This is a genomic window from Rhodococcus sp. YH1, assembly GCF_009939605.1.
Classification (GTDB): Bacteria; Actinomycetota; Actinomycetes; order Mycobacteriales; family Mycobacteriaceae; genus Rhodococcus; species Rhodococcus aetherivorans.
In genome coordinates this window covers 45,166-45,444 of record NZ_WVTE01000291.1, presented here as the reverse complement: position 1 = coordinate 45,444, position 279 = coordinate 45,166, and the positions used below count along the sequence as shown (strand labels likewise).

Below are 279 nucleotides of genomic sequence, written 5' to 3'. Positions count from 1 at the left end.
ACCCGAGTTGGCTCACGTTTTCGGGATGATCGACGGCTCACGTCTGTGACCTGCTGGTTCTCGTCGGGATCGGTCTCTGATTTCACGCACTAACGGCTCTGGTTCTAGGCTCGGCGAGTGGTGTTTGTCAGGAAGGTGCGCACCAAGTCCGGGGCCACAGCCGTGCAGATCGCCCGCTACGTGGGCGGCCGGCAGGAGATCGTCAAACACCTCGGCTCCGCCCACACCGACGTCGAACTCGGCATGCTGCTCGAGCGGGCTCGGGCCTGGCTCGAACCC

At 64.2% G+C, this 279-nt stretch carries 1 pseudogene; it reads left to right on the top strand.

The features are described from left to right. Positions 1-117: 117 nt before the first annotated feature. Positions 118-279: pseudogene (locus AIIKEEIJ_RS34395) on the top strand (IS1634 family transposase); the annotation flags it as partial.